Genomic DNA, 4559 nt, shown 5'->3' with positions numbered 1-4559 from the left:
AATGGGGGACTTACTCATGAGCAGGCAGCATTATAAGGTATATTCCGAAGGAAGAATCGGCAATCTCGTCATGAAAAACCGGCTGGTGCGCTCTGCTACAGGTGAGAGCCAAATGTCGACGGACGGGAAAATATCGCAATCGGTTCTGCAGGTGTACAAGGATCTGGCGCTGGGCGGAGTCGGAACCATCGTTACCGGCGCCATGGCGGCAACGCCGACGGCCAAAAGAACGGAGGGCCAATATTGCATCTACGATGACGAATTCATTCCCGAGGTAGCCAAAATCGCGCACACCGTTCATGAGACAGATCCGGAATGCATCGTCATCGCGCAGTTAAACCATCCCGGCCGGCAGGTGCATCACTATGTAACGGCGGATTGCATCGCGCCCTCGGCTGTGGAATCTCCGATTCTGATCAAAAAAGCCCGGGAGCTGCAGCCGGATGAAATCGGGCAAATCATCCAGTATTTCGCCAACGCGATTGTCCGGGTTCAAAAAGCCGGGTTCGACGGTGTGCAGTTTCATGCGGCGCATGGCTATTTGCTCAGCTCCTTCCTGTCCCCTTATACGAATAGACGTACTGACAGGTACGGCGGTTCAGTGCAGAAGCGGGCGAACATTATCCGGGACATCGTTGCGCTGGCGAGAGAGGAAGTTGGAGACTTTCCGATCCTCATCAAGCTGAACTGCGACGATCACGTAGAAGGCGGCATTAACAAGGACAACTTCCCGGAGCTGCTGGACGAAATCGCAACGACCGGCGTCGACGCCATCGAGGTAAGCGGGGGCATGTGGGATTGTCTCGTCCGGACCGAGGACGAATTAGGCTTTACACCGGTCCCGATTCCCGAAGCAAGAACGAAAATTGGCGCGCTTGCCAAGCAGTCGTATTATTATGATTATATCAAGGATATCCGTCTCTCCATTCCGCTTATCCTGGTAGGCGGACACCGTAATATTGAGCGGATGGAAGAGATCGCGCAGAACGGAAATGCCGATTTCCTGTCGCTGTGCCGTCCGCTTATTTCCGAGCCGGATTTGCCTAACCGCTGGCTGCACGGGGAAGGACTCACCAGGGCGGATTGTATTTCCTGTAACGCCTGCCTGCTTGTACTGCGTAAGGAATTTTGCTGTCCGTATAAGAAATACGGTAAATTGAAGGAGTTATATCTCGCGACGAATGCAGAGAATTGGAGGGAGACCTTCAAGTAGGCATCAAGCCCGGCCGGTGACTGAAATGCCTGAATGCCTGAGCCTGTTCATAGGGTTCAGGCTTTTTTATGTATACATGGGCGTATGTCAATGATTACATTGCTGGTTAATGTTAAATAGTTGCCTCATACTTATAGTATTCAGAAAGCAATCAGACTCTATGACATAGGAGGAGACGGGGATGACGGAGCTTTTTATTAAGCAGAAGGTGTTCAGTCTAAGAGAGAAGTTTACGGTGAAGAATCAGCAGGAGCAGGATGTCTATTATGTAGAGGGCAGTTTTATGCGGATTCCAAAGACATTCTCCATTATGAATACAGCTGATGAGGAAGTCGCACTGATTACCAAGAAGGTATTCAGCTTTTTACCGAAGTTTTTTGTGGAGGTGGACGGCCGGGAGGTGCTCACGATTAAGAAGGAGTTTTCTTTCCTGAAAGCACGCTATACGATAGATTCGGCTGACATTGAGGTGCATGGGAATTGGTGGGACATGGATTTTCAGGTCATCCAACGCGGAGCCGTCATAGGTGAAGTCAACAAGAAGTGGTTCACCTGGGGCGATAGCTACAGTGTTCAAGTATTCAAAGAGGAGATGGAGTCCATCATCATCGCGATTGTGGTCGCCATTGATTGTGTGAAGGCTGACGATGCCGCGGCTTCCCAGCAGTGACTATTACCGTGCAGTTATCTGAAAGCTTTTCTATATTGAAAAAGAAAATCAGGTAGCAGGGATTGTCCAAGAATTATAGCTAAATATAGAGAGGTGTTTCAACTAATATGAGTTTGATCGTTAGCATAATTAAAAAAAGAGATATAATTGTAGATACTGAATTATTGGAAGCGCAGGTACCAGAACCACATAATAATTTATTCGGGTTTGAGTCATACAGAGAAAAGCTCTGGGGAAACGATTTTATAAATGAGCTGGGATGTAAGATGTTATATTCTCTAGGAAGTACAAATATTTATGCATATGATGAAGATTTAGATAAGCTGAGAAGTGAATTCCTGATTTTGCTGGATAATTTAGATGGTATACAACTACATATAGACGATTTTAGAGACTTTATTGAATTTGCAGCAGGAAATGCTTTGGAAATGATAAAGATAGCACTTACGGAAAAAGATAAGGTTGGTATTGCGATATGGTAAGTGTATTTTGATCATCAGCGTTAATGAAACTGCAATAATCTTAAGTTACATATTTAGCGGTAGCCATGGATGTAATAATATCCTTGACTGCCGCTGTTTTTTTGAGCTAATGTTCTACGTTACTATATCTATGAATCCTTGTGGCGGCTATTAGCCACGTTGGCTTGACTTGCTGCCTACAAAACGGTTACTTGCTGCTCCTATACCGACTATGAAGAGTAGGACTGAAGCTCCAAGCAGAATGAAGAGCGGCAGGTTCCAGCTATTTGTGGCATCATGCAGATAACCGATAAGGGCAGGACCGATTGCGGCAAGAAGGTATCCGACCGATTGCGCCATGCCTGACAGTTCTGCTGCCTGATGCGCGTTATGAGTACGTAACCCGAAAAACATCATGGATAAGCTAAAGGCGAAGCCCCCACCAATTCCGAGTATTATGATCCACAACAAAATGATATTGGAGCTTCCATAAAGCATTCCGAGCGTTCCTGTCAAAAGTAAAATGGTTGTGATGACCACCAGGGAACGCTGGTTTGACATGCGCCCGGCAATAACAGGGACAATAAAGGTAAATGGAAGCAGCGATAACTGCATAATTGAGAGGTACCATCCTGATTGGTTTAAGTCAATGCCTTGCTGTTGTAGAATTTCAGGCAACCAAGCGATCAGTACATAGAAAATCATGGACTGCGTACCCATAAACAGGGTCACTTGCCACGCAAGAGGTGAACGCCAAACATTCACATCATTGCCAGCATGCTGTTGACTCGTCGAGGTTGTTTGCTTCGTATGATTTCTCATTTGAGGTAACCAGCAGAGAATCGATATAAAGCTTAGGATTCCCCATATTCCCAAGGATCCCTGCCATTTGAAACCAGCATTCGCGGCTAGCGGCACACTGATTCCCGATGCGACGGCTCCGGATAAACTCATTGAAATTGCAAAAATACCAGTCATGGAACCGATTTTGTCAGGAAAGTTACGTTTGATTAGACTCGGTAATAATACATTACAAACTGCAATAGCGAATCCGAGAATTGCTGTTCCCATATACAGATATGCAGCGCCAGATAAAGAACGTACTCCAATACCAACAGTCAGAAAAATCAGGGCAATCAAAATTAAAAGTTCCACTCCATACTTCCGTCCAAGTTTTGGCACTAGAGGCGATAATAAAGCAAAGGTAAGCAGAGGTACCGTTGTTAAGAGGCCCGCTAAAGTATTGGAAATATGAACGTCATCCCTTATAAGACTCACTAATGGACCGACCGAGGTTAAGGGAGCACGTAAATTAGCTGCAATAATGATAATGCCGAGTATTAGCAGCCCAATAGATGATGGTAAAATTTTTTTATTCGGCATTCTTCATTCTCCTACCAGAAAAATATATTATAATATCCGCGCGGACAACGAAAGTATAATATAATATATTAAAATTGACAATAAGTATTTTATAATTAACGATTTTAAGGAATTTAATTCCTGAATATTTAAAATTATTACATTCGATAAAAACAAAAATGCAACCCTGTGTTCCCATATATAAATGGAATACAGAGTTGCATATTATAGTGAGATTTTAATTTTAGAAACCATATTTCAAGGCTATATGGAGTACTGTTTCGCTATTCGTATTATTGGTATAAGAGTGAGGACTATCTGCACGAAAACTGATTGTATCATATTGATTCAAGGTGTAACGCTCTCCATTGACTTGAATTTCAATAGAGCCCGTCATTACTGTTGCAATTTCAGTTGTATTTACATGATGACCTTCAGGATGGTACGAACTATTAGGATTTAAATAAGCCCGGCACATTTCAATATCGTTGCTGGCATTTTTGAAGACGGGCTCTATGCTCCAATTCTTATTGTCATTCGAAAACCGGAGGCCTTCGCCTGCCCGGTACAAGCTAACGGGGTCTTCTGATTTGAACAAGGCCAACAGCGGTAAAGAGATGCCTTTTGAAATTTTCCATATCATCGCCAAAGTCGGATTGGTCTCGCCGCGTTCGATATTCCCCAGAGTAAGTTTGCTTACGCCCGTTGATTCCGCTAAGTCCTCCAGACTCATGTTATTTTCTTTTCTGTACCTTTTCAAGGCACTGCCGATTTGTAATACAAGTTGTTTTGATTCATCGATTTCATCCATTTGATATTCACCTCAACAAATAACTGTATAGCTAGTATATTG

At 44.0% G+C, this 4559-nt stretch carries 4 protein-coding genes and 3 pseudogenes; 4 read left to right on the top strand and 3 right to left on the bottom strand.

Annotation, left to right across the window (positions count from 1 at the left end; translation table 11 throughout):
* Positions 1 to 16: 16 nt before the first annotated feature.
* The 3 genes from QW71_RS26320 (at position 17) to QW71_RS26310 (ending at position 2365) form a co-directional block, all read left to right on the top strand.
* Positions 17 to 1213, top strand: a complete 1197-nt coding sequence (locus QW71_RS26320) for an NADH:flavin oxidoreductase (protein WP_052770244.1) — start codon at positions 17 to 19, stop codon at positions 1211 to 1213.
* Between the two features lie 181 nt (positions 1214 to 1394).
* Positions 1395 to 1883, top strand: a complete 489-nt coding sequence (locus tag QW71_RS26315; protein WP_039306237.1) for an LURP-one-related/scramblase family protein — start codon at positions 1395 to 1397, stop codon at positions 1881 to 1883.
* Positions 1884 to 1990: 107 nt separating this feature from the next.
* Positions 1991 to 2365: a hypothetical protein gene (locus QW71_RS26310; protein ID WP_039306234.1), complete on the top strand. Its 375-nt coding sequence runs from the start codon at positions 1991 to 1993 to the stop codon at positions 2363 to 2365.
* 150 nt (positions 2366 to 2515) lie between these two features.
* On the opposite strand, the gene QW71_RS26305 is transcribed toward QW71_RS26310, so the two are convergent.
* Both QW71_RS26305 and QW71_RS42290 read right to left on the bottom strand, forming a co-directional pair.
* On the bottom strand, positions 2516 to 3727 hold the full coding sequence (locus QW71_RS26305; protein WP_039306231.1) for an MFS transporter: 1212 nt from the start codon (positions 3725 to 3727) through the stop codon (positions 2516 to 2518).
* 223 nt (positions 3728 to 3950) lie between these two features.
* Positions 3951 to 4157, bottom strand: a pseudogene (locus tag QW71_RS42290) (cupin domain-containing protein); the annotation flags it as partial.
* A 77-nt stretch (positions 4158 to 4234) separates the two neighbouring features.
* Between QW71_RS42290 and QW71_RS42285 the strand changes: the two are divergent.
* Positions 4235 to 4282, top strand: a pseudogene (locus QW71_RS42285) (hypothetical protein); the annotation flags it as partial.
* A gap of 43 nt (positions 4283 to 4325) precedes the next feature.
* Here QW71_RS42285 and QW71_RS42280 read toward each other — a convergent pair.
* A pseudogene (locus QW71_RS42280) lies at positions 4326 to 4517 on the bottom strand (helix-turn-helix domain-containing protein); the annotation flags it as partial.
* Positions 4518 to 4559: the final 42 nt, after the last annotated feature.

The organism is Paenibacillus sp. IHB B 3415 (genome assembly GCF_000802655.2).
GTDB lineage: Bacteria > Bacillota > Bacilli > Paenibacillales > Paenibacillaceae > Paenibacillus_AQ > Paenibacillus_AQ phytohabitans.
The sequence above is the reverse complement of the archived record's forward strand: the minus strand, read 5'-3'. Positions and strand labels throughout refer to the sequence as shown.